Origin of the sequence: Pseudomonas sp. R1-1 (genome assembly GCF_051132135.1) — a bacterium.
In the GTDB taxonomy this organism is placed as follows: domain Bacteria; phylum Pseudomonadota; class Gammaproteobacteria; order Pseudomonadales; family Pseudomonadaceae; genus Aquipseudomonas.
In genome coordinates, this window is sequence record NZ_CP071663.1 from 1,359,933 (window position 1) to 1,381,667 (window position 21,735).

Here is a 21,735-nt window from a genome sequence, read left to right on the forward strand (position 1 = left end):
AATAGCCGCTCAATCGTCAGAAGTTTTTGCTTTGTACTCGCACAGGTCTTCTATCCGGCAACTGCCACAGCGCGGCTTGCGCGCCAGGCACACATAACGTCCGTGCAGGATCAGCCAGTGGTGGGAGTCGAGCAGGAATTCCTTGGGCACAAACTTCATCAGTTTCATTTCCACTTCAACCACATTTTTGCCCGGCGCAATGCCGGTGCGGTTGCTGACCCGAAAGATGTGGGTATCGACGGCCATGGTCAGTTGCCGGAACGCGGTATTTAGCACCACGTTGGCGGTCTTGCGGCCCACACCGGGCAAGGCTTCCAGTTCTTCACGGGTTTGCGGCACTTCACCGCCGTGGCGTTCGACCAGCAGGCGGCAGGTTTCTATGACGTTTTTCGCCTTGCTGTTGTAGAGGCCGATGGTCTTGATGTATTCGGACAATCCTTCAACGCCCAAGGCATGCATCGCGGCCGGCGTATTCGCCACCGGGAACAGCTTCGCCGTAGCTTTGTTCACACCCACGTCTGTCGACTGGGCCGACAGAATCACCGCGATCAACAGTTCGAACGGCGATGAATACGCCAGTTCGGTTTTCGGCTCCGGATTGTCCTCATGCAGACGGCGAAAAATCTCCAGACGTTTTGCGGCATTCATGGGCGATGCGTTTCCTTTGAATTCAATTTCGGGCGAATCAGCGCCTGACGCGCCGCCAACAGCAGCGCCAACACAATAAAAGCGCCGGGGATCATGCTAATCAGTGGAAGTCCGTCGCTGAACAGGACGATGCCTTGCCAAGTGTCTGAGGGGCTGCGGCCAAGACTGCCGCTCCCTGCAACCTCGCGCAATATCCCCAGCAGCAACAGCAATGCACCGAACAGAGCGCAGAGTTTGCCGCGCTCTGCCAGTGTCTGGCGCCAGAAGCCATTGTATTCCAGCACCACACATTGCAAGGCGATCAGGCTGACATACAGGCCGAAAGCTTGCTGCCAGGGCAGAAACCAGCGTTGCGCCAACACATCAGCGCAACTGCTGAGCGTGGCGGCGAGCAAGACGCTGACCAGTACTCGGCCTGTTTCGGTCAATCGCGGGCGTAACGCGCGCATGCACAGACCGTACAGACCCACGACAACGCTGAATACCAACAACGTGCCGATTGAGCTGACCAGTGAACCACTGCTGCCCAGCAGCAACGGCAGCATCATGCAATGGGCCAGACCCGGCGACGGCTTCATGTTCCACTCCCCAGCAATGCGGCGCGATGGTCATCAAAATAGCGCAGGGCGTCATGCACCGAATTGATGACTGCGCGAGAAGTGATGGTCGCTCCGGCAATCTGATCGAACTGTCCTTCATCCTTTTTCAGCGCCCAGCCTGCTGCCGTCGGCGCATCGCTCGACTTGCCGGAAAACGCCTGTAGCCAGGCATTCGGCCGGTCTGCCAGATGCCCGCCAAGCGCTGGTGTTTCGCGCTGTTCCAAGGGTTTCACCGCGAGCAACCTGCCATTCGGCTCGATGGCGATCAACAATTCGATGACGCCCACATAGCCCTGAGTCTGACTGTGCAACAGTATTGTAACAGGCTTGCCATTCAGGGTCGCGCGATAGCCTGCGCTCAACTGGCTGTGGTCCAGTCGGGTATCGGTCAAACTCAGTGGTTGTTGCAGCGGCTGGTTGTCGTAGCTCTCGGGCGGCAGCACGTCGAGCCATTTGCGGCTGTCGAGCAAGTGCTGCGCAGCGGCGATCTGTGGTGCGCTCCCACGTTGTACAAGGTAAGTCGCGGCGATACCGCTGACGGCCATCAGCAGCACGATCACCGTGCTGGCCCGGCGCTTCATGGGTTCACCTTGATCTGGCGATTGGCGACGAATCGCTCCAGTGCCGGCACACAGAGATTCATCAGCAACACCGCAAACGCCAGCCCGTCCGGGTAGCCCCCCCACGTGCGGATCACGTATGTCAGCAGTCCGACCCCAACGCCGAAGAGCAGGCGCGCCAGCGCGGTTTTCGCGCCGCAGACCGGTTCAGTGACAATGAAGAACGCGCCGAGCATGGTCGCGCCGCTAAGTAGATGAAACAGCGGCGAGCCATGCGAATCCGACCCCGAGCCGTTCCAGCACAGCAGGCTGATCACCAACAGACTGGCGAGCATGCCCAGCGGTGCGTGCCAGCTGAACACCCGACGTTGCAACAAAAACAGCCCACCGGCCAAAAAGGCCAGATTCACCCACTCGGCAGCGCGTCCACCAAAATGCCCGAACGCCGGATGGCGGGCGAACAGTTCGTCGATGGTCAGGCTGGTGTTGACGCGCAGCGTGTCCAGTGCGGTCGCCTGTGCCCAAGCGTCCGGTGCCTGACTCCAGCCAAACATCGGCTGCAAGCTTGCCGCCAGATCCAGACCATGGGCCGGCCACAGGGTCATCGCTCTCGGGAACATGATCATCACCAATGCGAAACCGAGCATCGCCGGATTGAACGGGTTTTTCCCCGTGCCGCCGTATACGTGCTTGCCAAACAGCAGACCCCCGGCGGTTGCCGTCACCGTCAGCCACCATGGGCAATAGGCCGGCAGTGCGGCCGCCAGCAATGTTGCGCTGACCAGCGCACTGCCGTCGCGCAGCGCTGGCTGTACAGGCTGTCGGCGCAGTTGCGCAACGCCCGCTTCGACAATCAGGGCGGTGGTGATCGCCAGTATCAGGTTGATCAACACGCCCCAACCAAAAAACCACAACAGCGTCAGCAGTCCTGGCATTGCGGCCAGCAGCAAGGTTTTCATCGCCTGTTGCAGGCGATCGTCCGCTGCCTCAAGGGGCGGCATGTTCGCTTACCTGACGCTCGGCGGCTTGCAGTCGCGCGCGGGCCTCTTGAAGAATCTCGGCGGGGGTGTCGGCGTTACGTTCGAGCTTGCCGTATTCGGCGCGACACATCGCCAGCTGGATCTTGGCGCGCTTCAAGTCGGCGCCTTTGCCGGGGGCTGGTGCTGGAGCTGCGGGTTCGGCGGTTTTTTCCAGTTGCGCCAGCGCCTCTTCGGCCGCCTCGAACTGGCGTTGCAAAACGATCAGTTGCGCCTGTTGCTCGAAGGTCGGTGGATGGCCGAAGGCTTTCAGCGATTTGTGCAGTTGCGCGCGGCTCATCGCAACATCGACTTTGGCTTTTTTCACCGCCGCATCTGCATTCGCCGCTTTTTGCGCGCGCACCCGTTCGAGTGCCGCTTGCACCGGGTCGGTGGTGCTCACTTGCGCTTGCGCCGGTCGCTTTGCCCGCGCCTCACGCTCAGCCTGTTTCTGTTGCTCTTCACGATGCAGGCGCTCGTTGCGCCGCTCGAAGCGTTGCCGTGCGTGATCGCGTTTGGCGGCGCGCGCGCGTTGCTCGTCGAGGCTGAACGCCAGCCCACCTACCACCGGCAAGGTCTCGGGTGGCAACGGGTGCATTTCGATGCAGTCGACCGGGCACGGCGCCACGCACAGGTCGCAACCGGTGCATTCGTCGATCAGGACGGTGTGCATCAGTTTCGCCGCGCCGACAATCGCGTCGACCGGGCAAGCCTGAATGCACTTGGTACAGCCGATGCACTCCGCTTCGCGAATGAACGCCACCTGTGCTGGTGCCGAGCCGCGGCTGACGTCCAGTTCCAGCACTGGCACTTTCAGCAGTTCGGCCAGCGCAGCGATGGTTTCCTCGCCACCGGGCGGACACTTGTTGATCGGCTCGCCGGCGGCAATGCCTTGCGCGTAGGGTTTGCATCCGGGATGGCCGCACTTGCCGCACTGGGTCTGCGGCAGAAGAGCATCGATGCGTTGAATCAGACTCATGTTTTGATCAGTCCACTGAATCCGAGAAAAATCACTGCCATCAGTCCGGCGCCGAGCAGATCGATCGGTAGGCCGCGAAAAGGCAGGGGAATATCATTGGCCGCCGTGCGTTCGCGCAAATCGCTGAACAGGCCCAATACCAACCAGAACCCCAACCCGGCACCCAGGCTCAGCGCCATTGTGTGAAGCAGGCCTTGATCGTTTTGCGCATTGATCAATGCCAGGCCGAGTACGCCGGCATTGCCCAGCAACAGCGGCCATAAGCCGTCGAAGGGCAGTTTCGGCAACCCGCGCGCCAAGCCTTTGAGCAGCGGTGCGATCAGCAAAACGCTCAACGGCAAAAACACGAACAGGCGCAGGGCTTGCAGTTGCAGCGGCACCAGCAGCCAATGCCAGATCGCATAACCCACCACGCCGACGACAACCATCAGACACAGGGTCGCCAGCCCCAACGCGTGCACCTGGCGCCGGCTGCCCGCCAACAGCGGATCGACGCCCAGCGGCCAGTGCAACACGAAGTTGTTGAGCAGCGCGGCACTGATCAGCGTTAGCACGAATTCGGTCATGGTTCTGCCAGCGAAACGGGCGGGTGTCTCTCAAGGTTAGGCCTTATCCGGCCGCCTATGAAAAATCCCACCGGCATGCAGGGCACGCCGGTGGGATCGAGTTGCCGCAGGGTCTTACTTGATACGTTGACCTGGCTTGGCACCGCTGTCCGGGCTCAGCAGGTAGATCTCTTCACCGCCAGGGCCAGCCGCCATCACCATGCCTTCGGAGATGCCGAACTTCATTTTCCGTGGCTTGAGGTTGGCGATCATCATCGTCAGACGACCGTCGAGCTTCGACGGATCCGGGTAAGCGCTCTTGATGCCGGAGAACACGTTACGTTGCTCGTCGCCGATATCGAGGGTCAGGCGCAGCAGCTTGTCGGCGCCCTCGACGTGCTCAGCCTTGACGATCAGCGCAACGCGCAGGTCGATGGCGGCGAACGCGTCGAAGTCGATTTCCGGCGACAGCGGGTCCTTGGCCAGTTCGCCGTTGCCGGCCGGAGCGGCGGCGCCGGTGTCGGTCTGGCTGGCGCTGAGGTCTTCTTTCGAGGCATCGGTCATGGCTTGCACTTTCACCGGGTCGATACGGGTCATCAACGGCTTGAATTCGTTGAGCTGATGGTTGGCCAGCAGCGTGGTGTGGTCGTTCCAGGTCAGGGGCGCGACGTTGAGGAACGCCTCGGCATCGGCGGCCAGCAGCGGCAGAACCGGTTTTAGGAAGATCACCAGTTGGCGGAACAGGTTGATGCCGGTGGCGCAGATCGCCTGGACTTCATCCTGCTTGCCTTCCTGCTTGTTCAGCGACCACGGTGCCTTGTCAGCGATCCACGCGTTGGCGCGGTCGGCCAAGGCCATGGTTTCGCGCATGGCACGGGCAAAGTCGCGCGCTTCATAAGCGTCGGCAATGCTCGGCGCGGCGGCGAGGAAGGCCTCGGTCAGCTCCGGTGCGGCATTGTTGTCGACCAGCAGACCGGCGTTGCCCTTGTGGATGAAACCGGCGCAGCGGCTGGCGATGTTGACCACTTTGCCGACCAGATCGGAATTGACCTTCTGCACGAAGTCTTCGAGGTTCAGGTCGAGGTCATCGACGCCACGGCCCAGTTTCGCCGCGTAGTAGTAACGCAGGTATTCCGGCGACAGGTGATCCAGATACGTGCGGGCCTTGATGAACGTGCCGCGCGACTTGGACATTTTCTGACCATTGACGGTCAGGTAACCGTGTACGTTGATCGCGGTCGGCTTGCGGAAACCCGCACCTTCGAGCATCGCTGGCCAGAACAGCGCGTGGAAATTGACGATGTCCTTGCCGATGAAGTGGTACAGCTCGGCGGTCGAGTCCTTGCCCCAGAACGCGTCGAAGTCCAGCTCCGGCGTGCGGTTGCAGAGGTTCTTGAAGCTGGCCATGTAGCCGATCGGCGCGTCCAGCCACACGTAGAAGTACTTGCCCGGCTCGCCCGGGATCTCGAAACCGAAATATGGCGCATCGCGGGAGATGTCCCACTGTTGCAGGCCGGCGTCGAGCCATTCGGAAAGCTTGTTGGCGACGGCGTCCTGCAGGGTGCCGCTGCGGGTCCAGGCCTGCAGCATGTCCTGGAAGTCCGGCAGCTTGAAGAAGAAGTGCTGGGAATCCTTGAGCACCGGGGTGGCGCCGGAGATCGCCGACTTCGGATCCTTCAGATCAGTCGGGGCGTAGGTCGCGCCGCATTTTTCGCAGTTGTCGCCGTACTGGTCTTCGGTACCGCATTTGGGGCAGGTGCCCTTGATGAAGCGGTCGGCCAGGAACATCTTCTTTTCCGGGTCGAAATACTGGGTGATCGAACGTTGGGCAATGTGCCCGGCGTCACGCAGCTTGAGGTAGATCTGGCTCGACAGCTCACGGTTTTCTTCGGCGTGAGTGGAGTGGAAGTTGTCGAAATCGACGAGGAAGTCGGCAAAGTCGGCGCTGTGTTCAGCCTGCACGTTGGCGATCAGTTGTTCCGGGGTGATGCCTTCCTTTTCCGCGCGCAGCATGATCGCCGAACCGTGGGCGTCGTCGGCGCAGACATAGATGCATTGGTTGCCGCGATGCTTCTGGAAGCGCACCCACATATCGGTCTGGATGTATTCCAGCATGTGGCCAAGGTGGATCGAACCATTGGCGTAGGGCAGGGCGCTGGTGACGAGGATCTTGCGTGGCTCGGACATGTAGGGCTTCGCTACTTGATGAAACGGAGGTCGGCCACTATAAAGCGCCGGACAAGATATTTCACCCCTGCAAATCGTTGCCGGGCATGCCGTCCGGAGGATAGAAGGGGTAGGATAGCCGCCATCTTTTCCAGTCTTGTTATCGGAGTTGCCCATGAGCGCCGTCACTCGCGCAGCGGTGGAAGCCGTCCTCAGCCAATACACCGACCCTTACCTGAACCAGGACCCGGTCAGCGCCGGTTGCGTGAAAAACATCGAGATCATCGGTGACCGCGTCAATGTGCAGCTGGAAATCGGTTATGCCGCCGGGCTGTTCAAGAGCGGTTGGGCGCAATTGCTGCAACTGGCCATCGAAAACATCGACGGCGTGGTCATCGCCCGGGTTGAGGTCAACAGCGTGATCGCCGCGCACAAGGCCCAGGCGCAGATTCCGGGGCTGGCCAACGTCAAGAACGTGGTTGCTGTGGCATCGGGCAAGGGCGGCGTGGGCAAGTCGACCACCGCCGCCAACCTCGCTCTCGCACTGGCCCGCGAAGGCGCCAAAGTGGGGATCCTCGACGCCGATATCTACGGCCCGAGCCAGGGCATCATGTTCGGCATTCCCGAGCGCACCCGCCCGGAGGTCAAGGACCAGAAGTGGTTCGTGCCGCTCAAGGCCCACGGTGTTGAAGTGATGTCGATGGCGTTTCTCACCGACGACAACACGCCGATGGTCTGGCGCGGGCCGATGGTCTCCGGCGCGCTGCTGCAACTGGTCACGCAAACCGCGTGGGGCGATCTGGATTATCTGGTCATCGACATGCCGCCAGGCACCGGCGACATTCAACTGACCCTGGCACAGAAAGTCCCGGTGGCGGGCGCAGTGATCGTCACCACGCCACAGGATCTGGCCCTGCTCGACGCACGCAAAGGCGTGGAAATGTTCCGCAAGGTCAACATTCCGGTGCTGGGCGTGGTGGAAAACATGGCCGTGCACATCTGCTCGAACTGCGGGCATGCCGAGCATCTGTTCGGTGAGGGCGGTGGCGAGAAGCTTGCCACCCAGTACGGCGTGGAACTGCTGGCCTCGCTGCCGCTGTCGATGCTGATCCGCGAGCAGGCCGATGGCGGCAAGCCGACGGTGATTGCCGAGCCTGACAGTCAGATCGCCATGGTCTACCAGGAGCTGGCCCGCCACGTCGGCGCGCGGATCGTCTTGCAGGAAGCGGCGACACCGGCGATGCCGAATATCACCATCAGCGACGATTGAGAGCCTGAAACCCGATCAAACTGTGGGAGCCAGCCTGCTGGCGATAGCGGACCTTCATTCAACGAAGATGTTGACTGAACCACCGCAATCGCCAGCAGGCTGGCTCCCACATTGGTTTGTGGCGTGGCTTAGATCCGTAACCCGCCATCCATCTCCAGAATCCGCCCGGTGTAATAGTCGTTCTCGAAGATATACGCCGCCGAATGGGCGATCTCTTCCGGCTTGCCCATGCGCTTGAGCGGAATCCCCGAAGTCATCTTCTCCAGCGCTTCCGGCTTCATGCCCAGGGTCATTTCGGTTTCGATGAAGCCCGGCGCGATGCCGGCCACGCGAATGCCGTAACGCGCCAGTTCCTTCGCCCAGGTTACGGTCGCCGCCGCTACGCCAGCCTTGGCCGCGGAATAGTTGGTCTGGCCGATATTGCCGGCGCGGGAGATCGACGAGATGTTGATGATCGCGCCGCTGTTCTTCAGTTCGACCATTTTCGCTGCCACCTCACGGGTGCAGAGGAACACGCCGGTCAGGTTCACATCGATGACTGCCTGCCATTGGGCCAGGCTCATCTTGCTCATTTCGCCGTCCTTGACCTTCAGCAGCAGGCCGTCACGCAGAATCCCGGCGTTGTTGATCAGGCCGTGAATCGCGCCAAAGTCAGCGGCAACCTGGGCGACCATGTGCTCGACCTGTTCTTCATTGGCGACGTTGCACAGATAGCTGCGCGCCTCGACGCCCTTGGCTTTGCACGCGGCGACGGCGTCGTCGAGCTTTTCCTGATTGAGGTCGACCAGCGCGAGCTTTGCGCCTTTGCCGGCCAGATACTCGGCCATGGAGCGGCCCAAACCCTGGCAACCGCCAGTGATAATGATTACTTTGTCGTTGAGTTGCATGCGCGTGCCCCGATTGCTGGTCTGATGGTTTTTATTCTTGGCGGCTCCCGTTCCGCCCCGACCGTGGCCGGGTTGCGCAGGAGCATTGCCCGATGGCGTGGCCGAAACCTGTTTTCGCGCGCCTGTCCGTTTTTTCGACGGATTCTATCTAAGGAGTCATAAATTGAGCGTTGAAGTGGCGAAGAATGCCCGAGAATTGCTTCTCAAGGAATACCGTGGAATGCTCTCGACCCACTCGAAATCGATGCCCGGTTTTCCGTTCGGCTCCGTGGTCCCGTATTGCCTGGACGAGCAGGGCCGGCCGCTGATCCTGATCAGCCGCATCGCCCAGCACACCCACAATCTGCAAAAGGACCCGAAGTGCTCGATGCTGGTCGGTGAGCGCGAGGCCGATGATGTACAAGCGGTGGGGCGCCTGACGTATCTCGCCGAAGCGCAGAAACTCGGAGACCCTGCCGCCATCGAAGCCGCCGCCGAGCGCTACTACCGCTACTTCCCCGATTCGCAGAACTATCACAAGGCTCACGATTTCGACTTCTGGGTACTGAACCCGGTGCGTCACCGCTATATCGGCGGTTTCGGTGCGATTCACTGGATCGATCAATTGACCCTGGCCAATCCGTTCGCCGGCAAGGCTGAGATCAGCATGGTCGAACACATGAACAGCGACCACGCCAAGGCCATCGCCCATTACGTCGAACTCGCCGGTCTGCCGAACAGCGTGCCGGCGCAACTGGCCGGGATCGACAGCGAGGGCATGCACTTGCGCATCGGTCAGGCGTTGTACTGGCTAGGCTTCCCAAGCCCTTGCAATACGCCGACACAAGTGCGCGAAGCCTTGGTTTCATTGGCTCACGCCGAGGCCTGGCCAAAAAAAGCGGATTCTTAAGGTTGAATTCACGCAAGGGCGACGTCATCTAAGGCTTACTGCAAGGCATTTCTTGCGTTGAGGACAATTTGATGCGCCCTTTTCTGTTGCTCTTTCTGCTGTTTCCAGTGCTGGAGCTGTTCGTATTCGTCAAAGTGGCAGGGGCGATCGGGTTCTTCCCGGCCCTGCTGCTGATTATCGTCGGCTCGATGTTCGGCGTGTTCGTGCTGCGCATCGCCGGCCTGGCCACGGCCCTGCGCGCCCGTGAAAGCCTGAACCGCGGCGAACTGCCGGCCCAGACCATGCTCGAAGGGCTGATGCTGGCCCTGGCCGGCGGTCTGCTGATCATCCCGGGCTTCATCAGCGATGTGGTCGGTCTGGTCATGCTGCTGCCGTTCAGCCGACGCTTGCTGGCGAACAAAATGCGCCAGCGTGCCGAAGACCAGGCCATGCGTCAGCGTGCCTTCGCCGATGACCTGCAGCCCCGTGGCGGGCCGGCACGGCGCGAGCCGCTGGGCCGTGAGCCGAATGTGATCGAAGGCGAGTTCGAACACCGCGACCACAAGTAACGTCAGCATCGACACGGCACCTTCGGGTGCCGTGCTCGTTTATGCGGCCAAATCACCGAGCAGCATCAAAATTTTTTTTGCCCAGCCCTTGTAATCAGCTTGTACGCCCCTATGTATCGGTCACCGAAAGGTTTCCGGTGATTACACCGGACAGACTTGCGCGGTTCGCTCGACGAGCCGCACCCGGCACAGGCCGGATTTGTTAAACCCGCCGGGACTACACCGGCCGATGAAAACCACAATTAGGAGAGATCGACAATGAAGCTTCGTCCTCTGCATGACCGCGTCGTCATCCGTCGCAGCGAAGAAGAAAAGAAAACCGCTGGCGGTATCGTTCTGCCAGGTTCGGCTGCTGAAAAAGCCAACCACGGTGTGATTCTCGCTGTAGGCCCGGGCAAAGCTCTGGAAAACGGCGAAGTGCGTGCACTGTCCGTGAAGGAAGGCGACAAGGTTGTGTTCGGTCCTTACTCCGGCAGCAACACTGTGAAAGTCGATGGCGAAGACCTGCTGGTAATGAGCGAGAACGAAATCCTCGCGGTTATCGAAGGCTGATACTCCCGTTCATTTTCCCGTTACTACAAAGTATTTAAGGAATATCGATCATGGCTGCTAAAGAAGTTAAGTTCGGCGATGCCGCCCGCTCCAAGATGCTCAAAGGCGTCAACGTTCTGGCTGACGCGGTAAAAGCGACCCTGGGCCCGAAAGGCCGTAACGTGATCCTCGAGAAGAGCTTCGGCGCTCCGACCATCACCAAGGACGGCGTTTCCGTCGCCAAAGAAATCGAACTCGAAGATCGCTTCGAAAACATGGGCGCGCAGCTGGTCAAAGACGTTGCCTCCCGTGCCAACGATGACGCCGGTGACGGTACTACCACTGCGACCGTTCTGGCTCAGTCGATCGTCAACGAAGGCCTGAAAGCCGTCGCTGCCGGCATGAACCCGATGGACCTGAAACGCGGCATCGACAAGGCGACCATCGCCATTGTCAAAGAGCTGAAGGCCCTGTCCAAGCCATGCGCTGATTTCAAAGCCATCGCTCAGGTCGGCACCATCTCCGCCAACTCCGACAACTCCATCGGCGACATCATTGCCGAAGCCATGGAAAAAGTCGGCAAAGAAGGCGTGATCACCGTTGAAGAAGGCTCGGGCCTGGAAAACGAACTGTCGGTTGTAGAAGGCATGCAGTTCGACCGTGGCTACCTGTCGCCGTACTTCGTCAACAAGCCGGACACCATGGTTGCCGAGCTCGACGGCCCGCTGATCCTGCTGGTCGACAAGAAGATCTCGAACATCCGCGAAATGCTGCCAGTCCTGGAAGCCGTCGCCAAAGCCGGCCGTCCGCTGCTGATCGTTGCCGAAGACGTTGAAGGCGAAGCCCTGGCGACTCTGGTGGTGAACAACATGCGCGGCATCGTTAAAGTCGCTGCCGTCAAGGCACCAGGCTTCGGCGATCGTCGCAAGGCCATGCTGCAGGACATCGCTGTTCTGACCGGCGGCACCGTGATCTCCGAAGAGATCGGTCTGAGCCTGGAAAGCACCACCCTGGAGCACCTGGGTAACGCCAAGCGCGTGACCCTGTCCAAGGAAAACACCATCATCGTTGACGGTGCTGGCGTGCAGGCAGACATCGAAGGCCGTATCGCTCAGATCCGTGCCCAGGTTGCCGAAACTTCCTCGGACTACGACCGTGAAAAACTGCAAGAGCGTCTGGCCAAGCTGTCCGGCGGCGTTGCAGTGATCAAGGTTGGCGCTGGTTCCGAAGTTGAAATGAAAGAGAAGAAAGCCCGCGTTGAAGACGCCCTGCACGCAACCCGTGCAGCCGTTGAAGAAGGCGTGGTACCTGGCGGTGGCGTTGCGCTGATCCGTGCTCTGGAAGCCCTGACCGAACTGACCGGCGACAACGCTGACCAGAACGTCGGTATCGCTGTGCTGCGTCGCGCTGTTGAAGCGCCGCTGCGTCAGATCGCTGCCAACTCCGGTGACGAGCCAAGCGTAGTCGTCAACGAAGTGAAGAACGGCAAAGGTAACTTCGGTTACAACGCTGCTTCCGGCGAATACGGCGACATGATCGAAATGGGCATCCTGGACCCAACCAAGGTAACCCGTTCGGCTCTGCAAGCCGCAGCCTCGATCGGCGGTCTGATCCTGACCACCGAAGCGGCCGTTGCCGACGCGCCGAAGAAGGAAGGCTCGGCTGGCGGCGGTATGCCAGACATGGGCGGCATGGGTGGCATGGGCGGCATGATGTAAGCCAGCCTTACCCCCGTAGCGAAAAACCCCGTCGGCGCAAGCCAGCGGGGTTTTTTATTGCCCAGAACTCACATCGATCCCCTGTAGGAGTGAGCCTGCTCGCGATAGCGGTGTGTCATTCAACATGATTGCGACTGACACACCGCTATCGCGAGCAGGCTCACTCCTACAGGGATTTGTATTTTCAGGCGTTGATCGGGTGTGGGTTTACAACCGCCGCAGCATTGCCCGCCGGGCGATACAGCACCCAGTAATAAGCCCCCAGACAAATCAGCCAGCAGAAAATCGCCGTCCACACGTTATGCGAGAAGAAGTGCGCGCCCTGCATCATCCGGCTGATCGAAAACACCGAGCCCAGCGCGAAGGCAAACACAAATGCCTGCCGCGCCAGCCGTGGACGACGATCACGCAGAACAAAGAACAGCGCGAACAAGGTAAAACCTGTCGCTGCATGACCGCCCGGCCAGCAACGGCCCGGCTTGTCGGTTGGCGGGCGATGGTCCATCAACTTGCTGTATTTTTCGTGCCCGCCGAATTGCTCAAGGCTCCACGGGCATTGCACTGCCGTCACGGCTTTGACCGGGGTGACGAACGAAGTGGCCAGGCCCAGCGACAGCACCAGGCAGCCCAGCTCACGCTTGAAGGGTTTGAGTCGGGCGAGGAAAAACGAGCCGATGAAACCGAGGATCGCGAACACCGAGAAGGCGATAACCACTTCTTTGGCGCGGTCATGCAGGATGTCTTCGAGAAAATAGCTGTGCCGTCCGATGAAGTCGCCGGCGACCGGGTCATAGAACAGTCGGGCCAGGTCCATGTCCAGATCGGTCAGTTCGAGCAACACCAGAATGATCGCCGCAACAGCGGGTATGCCCAGGCAGAGCCAGAGGTTCAGCGGTCGGGAAACGGGATGGGCAGAGGTCAACGCCATGGGCAATTCCTTGGTGGCAAGAATGTTCGAGGGAGCGCAATCGCGCGGAGTCTGTGCGCACGGGCGTTGCCGATTCGTTAATCGAAAGTGAAAAAAACGTTGGCGGTCGCCGTGAGCATTTTTATCGGCAAACAACCCGACACATGCCTAGCCGTGAGCCACACTTGGCCGTAAGCTGCGCGGGCCAAGACGGCCGTAACCCCGTTCGGAGAAGGTGCCCATGCGTATTCTGCTGGTCGAAGACAACCGCGACATCCTGGCCAATCTGGCCGATTACCTGGGCCTCAAGGGCTACACCGTCGATTGCGCGCAGGACGGTCTGTCGGGCCTGCATCTGGCCGCGACCGAACACTACGACCTGATCGTCCTCGACATCATGTTGCCGGGGATCGACGGCTACACGTTGTGCAAACGTCTGCGTGAAGACGCACGGCGAGACACACCGGTGATCATGCTCACCGCGCGCGATCAACTGGATGATCGCTTGCAGGGCTTCAAGTCGGGTGCCGACGATTACCTGATCAAGCCTTTCGCCCTGTCCGAACTCGCGGCACGGGTCGAAGCCGTGATGCGTCGCGCTCAGGGCGGTGGCCGCCGCGCCTTGCAGGTCGCCGATCTGAGCTATGACCTCGACACCCTGGAAGTGACCCGCGACGGCAAACTGCTCAAGCTCAACCCGGTCGGCCTGAAGCTGCTGGCCGTGCTGATGCAGAAAAGCCCGCACGTGTTGCGCCGGGAAATTCTCGAAGAAGCGCTGTGGGGCGATGACTGCCCGGACAGCGACAGCCTGCGCAGCCACGTGCACCAGTTGCGCCAAGTGATCGACAAACCTTTCGCCAAGCCACTGCTGCACACTGTGCACGGGGTGGGCTACCGCTTGGCCGACGTGTAATGGAGTTCAAGCAAAGCCTTTCGCAACGGATCATTATCGCCTTCGCCTTGATGAGCGCTCTGGTGGCCGGCGCGTTTGCCATGGGCATCGTCGCGACGGTGCATCTGGTCGAGGAAAAACTGATTTCGGCGGGGCTGGGCGGCGACTTGCAGCGCTTGTTGCTGATGGACAACGTTTCCGACTGGAGCCACCGCCCAGAACCGGATCAGCTGTTCTATTTCAGCGGCGGGCCGGGCGATTTCGATCTGCCCAAGGATCTGCGCCACCTCGATGCCGGTTTCCATGAAGTGTTCCGCGAGCAGCTGTCGTATCACGCGATGGTCGAGGTCGTCGACGGCCGCCGCTACGTACTGCTGCAGGATCAAAGCGATTTCGAAGAGCGCGAACGCGTGCTGTTTGCCGTAGTGCTGGTGGGTTTCGTGCTCAGCCTGGCGCTCGCGGTTTTCTTAGGCTGGGTGCTGGCGCGCAAGGTGATGGCGCCGGTGGTACGGCTGGCGCGGCAGGTCCGTCATCGCGATCAGTTACTCGGGTTGGCACCGCCGTTGGCGCCGGATTACGCGGCGGATGAAGTCGGTGAACTGGCGGTAGCATTCGATGCGACGTTGGGGCGCTTGCGTCAGGCATTGACCCGCGAGCGCTTGTTCACCAGCGACGTCAGCCATGAATTGCGTACGCCGCTGATGGTGCTGGCCAGTTCCTGCGAGCTGTTGCTGGAGAATCCGGGCATCGATCAGCGCGGGCGCTCGCAGGTCGAGCGCATTGCCCGAGCCAGCGAGGAAATGCGCGAATTGGTGCAGACGTTCCTGATGCTGGCGCGCGCGCAAAACGAAGAGCCCGGGGCCGCGCCGCAACACAACCTCACGCAAGTGGCGCAAAGCCTGCTGTGCCTGTGGCGCGAGCCGATCGAGCGCAAGGGCCTGACGCTGGTGTTCGAGCCTGGCCATCCATCGGACGCCCGCTACAACGCCACCTTGCTGAACGCGGTGATGGGCAACCTGCTGCGCAACGCGCTGCATTACACCGAGGAGGGTTTCATTCGCCTGACCCTGACGGCTCGCGGCTTTATCGTCGAGGATTCCGGTGTCGGGATTCCCGAGGAAAAGCGCGAAGCGATGTTCGAACCGTTTGTGCGCGGCAGTGAGAAACGCGGTGACGGCCTCGGGCTTGGCTTATCGCTGGTACAGCGTATTTGCGAAAACCAGGGCTGGACTGTCAGCCTGAGCACGATGGAGCCCAATGGCTGCCGATTCGAGGTAGATCTTGGCGTGAATGCAGGCAAATAGTCGCACAAGGCTACTCCCGCCAACCTGTCGGATTCCTGTATAACGTTGTAATACTTTGCCGGTTTACCTGACATTTTTTTCACAATTGGATGACCTGACGCTGACACGCCGCTGACTAAGGTGGCGTCATCAGACATTCAGGAGTCCAGATCATGGCCGACCCGATCAAGCTCGATTTTTCCGAGAAGTATGACGACCAGCACGCGCAGCGATATCTGCGCAAGCACAAGGAGAGTCTGGGCCGTCGCCTGTCGCATTGGCGCGATGAACAGTTGGCACGCAAGGCCTTGTCACTGGCGGGTGATCCCGGTCTGGTGCTGGACCTGCCCTGCGGTGCCGGGCGTTTCTGGCCGATGCTCGCGGAGAAACCCAACCGGGTGATCATCGGCGCGGACAATTCCGAGTCGATGATCAAGACGGCACTCGAGGGGCAACCGGCCGACGTGGTCAAGCGGGTACAGCCGCTGCATACCTCGGCGTTCGACATTGCCTTGCCGGACAACTCGGTCGACAGCATCTTCTGCATGCGTCTGCTGCACCACATCGGTGAGTCCGAGCACCGTCAGGTGATCCTGCGCGAATTCGAACGCGTGAGCCGCGACAGCGTGATTGTTTCATTGTGGGTAGACGGCAACTTCAAGGCCTGGAAGCGCAAGCGCGCCGAGCTGGACCGGCCGAATCGTGATTACCAGAATCGTTTTCTGATTCCGGCGGCGACGATCGAGAAAGAATTTGAACAGGCCGGGTTCCGCATTCAGGAACAACTGGACTTTATACCGCTCTATGCGATGTGGCGGGTTTACGTATTACGCAAGAGGTAGAGAATGGCAGTGCAAGCAGCGGTTGAAGCGGATGTCGCTCCACAGGATCGTTTCGATTACTACTGGGCCCAGCGCGGCGAATGGGTTGAAGAACCCAATGTGCGCCGCGGCGGCGAAAGCGGGGTACAGCGCATCGTCGGTCGCGACGGTCAGTTGCTGTACGCCAAGCGCCAGACCGGACACATCTATCGCAGCTGGTTGCACCCGTTCGGTCGTCCTACCGTATTGCGCGAACTCGATGCGCTGACCGGCGTAAGCAAACTCGGTGTACGCGTGCCGCAAATCGTCTTCTGTGGCGCTCAGCCTGATCCACAGCACAAATGGCGCGCACTGCTGGTAACCAGATCCCTGGACGGTTTCCAGGAACTGGAGCACTGGCTGGCTGCTGCCGGCGGTCGGGATCAATGTGGCGACGTGGTTTATGAGCGTGTGCTCAAGGATCTGGCGGAAAACCTCGCGCGCATGCACAAGGGCCGCTGGCAGCACAGCTGCATCTACATCAAGCACGTATTCGTGCGGGTGACCGGTGAGGGCGAGTCGGCCAAGGTTGAAGTAGCGTTGATCGATCTGGAAAAATGCCGCCAGCGCCTGACCGCCTATCGCGCCGCACAGCACGACATGAAGCAACTGCGTCGCCATTCGTCGTTCCGCGATGCCGACTGGAAAAAACTCGTCTATTTTTATGAGACGGCGTTTGGCAGCGCTATCAAAGGTTTATAGCGATGAAACTAGAAATTGCACGAGGTTTGTTTCTGGTCGGAGCCTTGGCAGTCGCTTCATTGGCGGTGGCTGCCTGGGAGCAGCCCCGCATGCAGGTCATCGGAGCGTCCACGACGGACGCTCATTGCACACTGCCACGGGTGGCGAAAGCCTCCGTGGCGACCCAGCCCGATCATGATCTGCTGTTGTTCATGTTCGGGCTATCTCAAGGGATGAGGCCAGCCAGTTGAAATCGATGCCCGCGTAAAAGGCCTCGCAGATGCGAGGCCTTTTTTTTGCCCGGCTACTTGGGATCGGGTTTTGATCGTTCCCACGCTCTGCGTGGGAATGCCTCAAGGGACGCTCCGCGTTCCAATGGGACGCAGAGCGTCCCGGGCTGCATTCCCACGCAGAGCGTGGGAACGATCAGCAACTGAGACACCGCCATCGCGAGCAGGCTCACTCCTACAGGGGTTATGTGTTGAGCTTGGGATCGGGTTTCGCCAGCAGGGTATATACGCACGGCAACACGAACAGCGTAAACAGCGTGCCGATCGACATGCCCGTGGCAATCACCATGCCGATATCAAAGCGGCTGACCGCCCCCGCACCCGTCGCGAGAATCAGCGGCACCATGCCGAATACCATCGCTGCCGTGGTCATCAGCACCGGGCGCAAGCGAATCGCCGCGGCTTCTTCAACCGCTTCGCGCGCGGTCAGGCCTTTGTCCTTGCGCAACTGGTTGGCGAACTCGACGATCAGGATCCCGTGTTTGCTGATCAGGCCGATCAGCGTCACCAGCCCGACCTGGGTGTAGATGTTCATGCTCGACCAGCCGAGAAACAGCGGGATCAGCGCCCCGCAGATCGACAACGGCACCGTGACCAGGATCACCAGCGGATCGCGGAAGCTTTCAAATTGCGCCGCCAGCACCAGAAAGATGATCGCCAGCGCCAGAGCGAAGGTGACCCACAAGGCGCTGCCTTCCTGAACGAATTGCCGGGATGCGCCGCCATAGTCAAAGGCAAACCCGGCAGGTGCTTCTTCGCGGGCGATCTGCAACACGGTGTCGATGGCTTCACCCATGCTCACCAGCGGGAAACCGGAAATTTTCGCCGCATTGAGTTGCTGGAACTGGTTGAGCTGACGCGGCCGCGCACGGTCGCTGACCTTGATCAGCGTCGATAGCGGCAACAGTTCGCCCTGGGTGTTCTTCACGTAGTAGTTGTTCAGCCAGTCCGGGTTGTCGCGGTAAGGCCGTTCGACCTGCGCGATCACCTTGTAGCTGCGGCCCTCGATGGTGAAGCGGTTGATCTCGGCCTCGCCCAACAAGGTCGCCAGAGTGCCGCCGAGGTCGAGCATCGACACGCCCATCTGCGCGGCCTTGGCGCGATCGATATCGACCACCACTTCCGGCTTGTCGAACGCCAGATCAAGGTCGACGAAGGCGAACTTGCCCGACTCCATCGCACGTTTCTTGATCCGATCGGCGACTTGCAGCAGCAATTCGTAATCGTTGGCCGTGTTGATCACGAATTCGAACGGCAAGCCTTCGCCGGTGCCGGGCAGGGAGGGCAGGTTGAAGCCAAAGATCTGCAGACCCGGAATGCTTTCGAGTTTGCCTTGCACTTCCGGGAGGATTTCCATCTGCGTGCGGCTGCGCTCGTTCCATGGTTTCAGCAGGAAGCCGCCAATCCCCGCCTGCACACCGTTGTAGCCGTTGATCTGGAACGAGGAATAGTACTCGGGGAATTCCTTGAAGATCTTGATGAATTCGTCGGTGTAGGTACTCAGGTAATCGAGGTTGGTCGGCTGTGGCGCACTGGCCATCATGAAAATGATGCCCTGATCTTCGTCCGGCGCCAGTTCCGACTTGGTGAACTTGAGGAACACTGGAATCAGGCACAGCACGATCAGCGCAAACACCAGCACCACCGGCCGGGTATTGAGCGTGCCATGCAGCATGCTCTGATAGCGGCGTTTAAGGCTGTCGAAGATCCGGTCGAGACGATGGGCCAGGCCGCTGGGGTTCTGGTCATGCCGCAGCAGGAACGCGCACATCATCGGTGACAGGGTCAGGGCCACGACGCCGGAAATCACCACCGCACCGGCCAGAGTCAGGGCGAACTCCTTGAACAGCGCCCCGGTCAGGCCGGTGAGAAAGCCGATCGGCGCATACACCGCCGCCAGGGTGATGGTCATCGACACCACCGGCATGGCGATTTCACGGGCACCTTCCAGCGCTGCGTCGAACGGTGTCTTGCCTTCCTCGATGTGGCGGTGAATGTTCTCCACCACGACAATCGCATCGTCGACCACCAGGCCGATGGCGAGCACCATTGCCAGCAGCGTCAGCAGGTTCATCGAGTAACCCATCATCTGCATGAAGAACATCACGCCGATCATCGACAACGGAATGGTCACCACCGGAATCACCACCGAGCGCAGCGCACCGAGGAACAGGAACACCACGACGATGACGATCAGCACCGCTTCGAACAGGGTTTTCACCACTTCGTCGATCGAGGCCTGAATGAACAGCGTGGCATCGTAGGCGATTTCGCTTTTCAGGTTCGGCGGCAACTGCGCTTCCAGTTCCGGCATCAGCTTGCGCACCTCCTTGATCACATCCAGCGGGTTGGCCCCCGGTGTCGCCTTGATGCCGATGTACACCGATGGCGTGCCGCCGAACGAGCTGATCGAGTCGTAGTTTTCCGCGCCCATCTCGACCCGCGCGACATCACTGAGCAGCACGCGGCTGTCACCGTCGACCTTGAGCGGAATCGCGGCAAAGGCTTCGGCAGACTTCAGCTCGGTGTTGGCGTTGATGCTGGTAACGGTGTACTCGCCTTTCACTTCGCCGGCGGCGGAGAGAAAGTTGTACTGGCGCACCGCGTTGGTCACGTCAGCGGCGCTGAGACCGAAACCGGCGAGTTTCACCGGGTCGAGCCACAGGCGCATGGCAAACACCTGATTGCCGAGAATCTCTGCTTCGGCCATGCCCGGCAGGGTCGCCAGTTTTGGCTGGATTACCCGTGACAGGTAATCGGTGATCTGCGGGTTGCTCAGGTCCTCGCTGAAGAAACTGATGTACATCAGGGCCGAGGCGTCGGCGGATTCCTTGCTCAGCACCGGATCTTCGGCGTCCTGCGGCAGCTTGTTCTTCACCTCGTTGGCCTTGGCCAGCAACTCGGTGAACAGGCGATCGGTGTTGGCGCCGATCCGTGCATAGATCGAGATCACCGAGAAATTCTGGCGACTGACCGAGGTCATGTAGTCGATGCCCTCGGCACTCGCCAGACTTTGCTGCATCGGCTGGGTGATGTAGCCCTGAATGGTTTCGGCGTTGGCCCCGGGGTAGGCGGTGGTCACCGTGATCAGCGCGTTTTCCATTTGCGGGTACTGGCGCAGCGGCAACTTGCTCCAGGCCTGGAAGCCGAGCAGCATAATCAACAGGCTGACCACGGTGGCGAGCACCGGGCGGCGGATGAACGGGTCGGTAAAAGCCATGGGGATTCCTTGATCAGTCGGCGCGGGGCGGACTGTTCTGCTCGCCGAGGGTCTTGTCGTCGCTGATGGCGATGTGTGCGCCGTTGTCCAGTTTGATCTGGCCGGCCGTCACCACTTGTTCGCCGCTCTGCACGCCCTTGTTGATCATCACCAGGCCATCGCGGCGCTCACCGGTTTCGATGAAACGGCGTTCAGCGATCAGCACCGGTTGGCCCTTGTCGTCTTTTTCGAGGCTGCCGTTCTCGGCTTTCTTCTGACCGACCACGTATACCGAGTTGCCGTAGAGGGTGTAGGTGATCGCGCTTTCCGGCACCACGATGTGGTTCTGCGGCTCCGGCAACAGCACGTCGAGGCTGGCGAACATCCCCGGCAGCAGCTTGCCGTCGGGATTGGCGAGGGTGGCGCGGACCAGAATGTTGCGCGTGGAGCTTTCGACGATCGGGTTGATCGCGCTGATCTTGCCGGCGAAGTTCTGCTGCGGATAAGCGGCGACGGCGATCCGTACCGGTTGACCGATGGCCAGTTTCGGCACCGATTGTTCCGGCAGGTAGAAGTCGGCGTAGAGGCTGCTCAGATCCTGCAGCGTGGCGATTCTGCTGCCGCTGGCGAGGTAATCGCCGACGTCGACCTGTCGGATGCCGATGGTGCCGCTGAACGGCGCAAGGATGCGTTTTTTCGCCAGCGAAGCGTTGAGCTGGTTGACCGTGGCCTTGTTCTTTTGCAGCACCGCCGAGAGCCGGTCGTACTCGCCTTTGGAGATGGCGCGGCTGTCGACCAGTTGGCTGCCGCGGCCGAAATCCAGTTGTGCCAGGCCGAGATCGGCCTTGGCGGTTTCCAGCAGTGCGGTTTCGACAGCGCTGTCGAGTTGCAGCAGCGGCTGCCCGGCCTTGACCTTCTGCCCGGATTCGAACTTGAGTTCGGTCACCGTGCCGGCCACTTCCAGGCTCAGCTCGACCCCTTGCAACGCCTTGAGCGTGCCGACCGTTGGCAGGCGCATCTGCCATGGCTGTTCGCTGGCCTTGGCCACGGCGACGCTGATCGGCGGTTTCGGTTTGGAAAAGCCCTGGATCATCGTGTAGATCGAAAAGGCTTTGTACCCGCCCAGCACGAGGACGATCAGCAACACAACACCCAACATGATCAGCATGCGGCGACGCAGCATATTTCCAGTTCCTTGGATAAATCAGGTGAGACAGGCGGGCACATTACTCCGAGTACAGGGGGTATTCCAACTGGCAGTTATTAC

The 21,735-nt window shown here is 60.4% G+C and carries 21 protein-coding genes; 10 read left to right on the forward strand and 11 right to left on the reverse strand.

Annotation, left to right across the window (positions count from 1 at the left end; translation table 11 throughout):
* Positions 1–9: 9 nt before the first annotated feature.
* From nth to metG, 7 genes are all read right to left on the reverse strand, one after another.
* Positions 10–648 (reverse strand): endonuclease III, encoded by a 639-nt coding sequence (nth, locus tag J3P75_RS06310; RefSeq protein ID WP_434709665.1) that lies wholly within the window; start codon positions 646–648, stop codon positions 10–12.
* Positions 645–1,226: an Rnf-Nqr domain containing protein gene (locus J3P75_RS06315; RefSeq protein ID WP_434709666.1), complete on the reverse strand. Its 582-nt coding sequence runs from the start codon at positions 1,224–1,226 to the stop codon at positions 645–647. Before J3P75_RS06315 ends, nth begins: the two co-directional genes overlap by 4 nt.
* Entirely contained in the window at positions 1,223–1,828 is a 606-nt protein-coding gene (locus J3P75_RS06320) for an RnfABCDGE type electron transport complex subunit G (protein ID WP_434709667.1), read from the reverse strand. Before J3P75_RS06320 ends, J3P75_RS06315 begins: the two co-directional genes overlap by 4 nt.
* Positions 1,825–2,808: an RnfABCDGE type electron transport complex subunit D gene (locus tag J3P75_RS06325; RefSeq protein WP_434709668.1), complete on the reverse strand. Its 984-nt coding sequence runs from the start codon at positions 2,806–2,808 to the stop codon at positions 1,825–1,827. The genes J3P75_RS06320 and J3P75_RS06325 overlap by 4 nt, the downstream gene beginning before the upstream one ends.
* Positions 2,795–3,802 (reverse strand): electron transport complex subunit RsxB, encoded by a 1,008-nt coding sequence (gene rsxB / locus J3P75_RS06330; RefSeq protein ID WP_434709669.1) that lies wholly within the window; start codon positions 3,800–3,802, stop codon positions 2,795–2,797. The genes J3P75_RS06325 and rsxB overlap by 14 nt, the downstream gene beginning before the upstream one ends.
* Complete coding sequence (locus J3P75_RS06335) at positions 3,799–4,368, reverse strand: electron transport complex protein RnfA (RefSeq protein WP_434709670.1); 570 nt, start codon at positions 4,366–4,368, stop codon at positions 3,799–3,801. The genes rsxB and J3P75_RS06335 overlap by 4 nt, the downstream gene beginning before the upstream one ends.
* 114 nt (positions 4,369–4,482) lie before the next feature.
* The gene (gene metG / locus J3P75_RS06340) at positions 4,483–6,534 is read right to left on the reverse strand and encodes a methionine--tRNA ligase (protein WP_090285834.1); all 2,052 of its coding nucleotides are present in this window, start codon (positions 6,532–6,534) and stop codon (positions 4,483–4,485) included.
* Between the two features lie 154 nt (positions 6,535–6,688).
* Between metG and apbC the strand changes: the two genes are divergently transcribed.
* The gene (gene apbC, locus J3P75_RS06345) at positions 6,689–7,783 is read left to right on the forward strand and encodes an iron-sulfur cluster carrier protein ApbC (RefSeq protein ID WP_187678162.1); all 1,095 of its coding nucleotides are present in this window, start codon (positions 6,689–6,691) and stop codon (positions 7,781–7,783) included.
* 128 nt (positions 7,784–7,911) lie between these two features.
* Here the strand turns inward: apbC and J3P75_RS06350 are convergent, their stop codons facing one another.
* Positions 7,912–8,670 carry an SDR family oxidoreductase gene (locus J3P75_RS06350; protein WP_434709671.1) on the reverse strand — a complete coding sequence of 253 codons (759 nt, stop codon included), beginning with the start codon at positions 8,668–8,670 and terminating at the stop codon, positions 7,912–7,914.
* A 163-nt stretch (positions 8,671–8,833) separates the two neighbouring features.
* Between J3P75_RS06350 and J3P75_RS06355 the strand changes: the two genes are divergently transcribed.
* The 4 genes from J3P75_RS06355 (at position 8,834) to groL (ending at position 12,356) form a co-directional block, all read left to right on the forward strand.
* Positions 8,834–9,559 (forward strand): HugZ family protein, encoded by a 726-nt coding sequence (locus J3P75_RS06355; RefSeq protein ID WP_434709672.1) that lies wholly within the window; start codon positions 8,834–8,836, stop codon positions 9,557–9,559.
* Between the two features lie 71 nt (positions 9,560–9,630).
* Positions 9,631–10,107 carry an FxsA family protein gene (locus tag J3P75_RS06360; protein WP_434709673.1) on the forward strand — a complete coding sequence of 159 codons (477 nt, stop codon included), beginning with the start codon at positions 9,631–9,633 and terminating at the stop codon, positions 10,105–10,107.
* Between the two features lie 258 nt (positions 10,108–10,365).
* Positions 10,366–10,659, forward strand: coding sequence for a co-chaperone GroES (locus J3P75_RS06365; protein WP_007916610.1), 294 nt, complete (start codon positions 10,366–10,368; stop codon positions 10,657–10,659).
* Positions 10,660–10,709: 50 nt separating this feature from the next.
* Positions 10,710–12,356, forward strand: a complete 1,647-nt coding sequence (gene groL, locus J3P75_RS06370) for a chaperonin GroEL (protein ID WP_090285825.1) — start codon at positions 10,710–10,712, stop codon at positions 12,354–12,356.
* A 184-nt stretch (positions 12,357–12,540) separates the two neighbouring features.
* Here groL and J3P75_RS06375 read toward each other — a convergent pair whose 3' ends face one another.
* Positions 12,541–13,284 (reverse strand): phosphatase PAP2 family protein, encoded by a 744-nt coding sequence (locus tag J3P75_RS06375; protein WP_434709674.1) that lies wholly within the window; start codon positions 13,282–13,284, stop codon positions 12,541–12,543.
* Positions 13,285–13,504: 220 nt separating this feature from the next.
* On the opposite strand from J3P75_RS06375, the gene colR reads away from it, so the two are divergent.
* The 5 genes from colR (at position 13,505) to J3P75_RS06400 (ending at position 17,230) form a co-directional block, all read left to right on the forward strand.
* On the forward strand, positions 13,505–14,176 hold the full coding sequence (gene colR, locus J3P75_RS06380) for a two-component system response regulator ColR (protein ID WP_064119015.1): 672 nt from the start codon (positions 13,505–13,507) through the stop codon (positions 14,174–14,176).
* A complete protein-coding gene (locus J3P75_RS06385; protein WP_434709675.1) occupies positions 14,176–15,459 on the forward strand; it encodes a sensor histidine kinase in 1,284 nt (427 codons plus the stop codon). The genes colR and J3P75_RS06385 overlap by 1 nt, the downstream gene beginning before the upstream one ends.
* 152 nt (positions 15,460–15,611) lie before the next feature.
* On the forward strand, positions 15,612–16,280 hold the full coding sequence (locus tag J3P75_RS06390) for a class I SAM-dependent methyltransferase (RefSeq protein WP_203419306.1): 669 nt from the start codon (positions 15,612–15,614) through the stop codon (positions 16,278–16,280).
* A 3-nt stretch (positions 16,281–16,283) separates the two neighbouring features.
* Positions 16,284–17,000, forward strand: coding sequence for a lipopolysaccharide kinase InaA family protein (locus J3P75_RS06395; RefSeq protein WP_434595869.1), 717 nt, complete (start codon positions 16,284–16,286; stop codon positions 16,998–17,000).
* A 2-nt stretch (positions 17,001–17,002) separates the two neighbouring features.
* A complete protein-coding gene (locus tag J3P75_RS06400) occupies positions 17,003–17,230 on the forward strand; it encodes a hypothetical protein (protein ID WP_394506553.1) in 228 nt (75 codons plus the stop codon).
* A 223-nt stretch (positions 17,231–17,453) separates the two neighbouring features.
* Here J3P75_RS06400 and J3P75_RS06405 read toward each other — a convergent pair whose 3' ends face one another.
* On the reverse strand, positions 17,454–20,489 hold the full coding sequence (locus J3P75_RS06405) for a multidrug efflux RND transporter permease subunit (protein ID WP_434709676.1): 3,036 nt from the start codon (positions 20,487–20,489) through the stop codon (positions 17,454–17,456).
* Between the two features lie 13 nt (positions 20,490–20,502).
* Positions 20,503–21,651, reverse strand: coding sequence for an efflux RND transporter periplasmic adaptor subunit (locus tag J3P75_RS06410; RefSeq protein WP_434709677.1), 1,149 nt, complete (start codon positions 21,649–21,651; stop codon positions 20,503–20,505).
* Positions 21,652–21,735 lie beyond the last annotated feature (84 nt).